We start from the raw sequence: 261 nt of genomic DNA on the forward strand, positions 1-261 counted from the left end.
CATGAGTACCCAGCTCGCAGCGCAAGACATACAATTAATTCAGGGGTTTTCCGCTGAGCAAATTTCTTTGGCCCCCGATCTGTATGTGATTGGCAATGTGATTTCACGCGGTAACCCGCTGATGGAAGAAATTCTCAACCGCGGCCTGCCGTATGTATCCGGACCGCAATGGATCGGTGAGCACATATTACGCGACAAATGGGTGCTGGCAGTCGCCGGTACCCATGGCAAAACCACCACCTCCGCCATGTTGGCCTGGAT

Annotated in this window: 1 protein-coding gene; it reads left to right on the top strand. The window is 53.3% G+C overall.

Features of this window, described 5'->3' with window-relative positions; all coding sequences use genetic code 11:
- On the top strand, nucleotides 1-261 hold a 261-nt coding region (locus QN347_RS20190; protein ID WP_323494459.1), incomplete at both ends, for a Mur ligase domain-containing protein.

Source organism: Sphingomonas sp. 10B4, from assembly GCF_035019905.1.
Lineage (GTDB): Bacteria > Pseudomonadota > Alphaproteobacteria > Sphingomonadales > Sphingomonadaceae > Sphingomonas > Sphingomonas glacialis.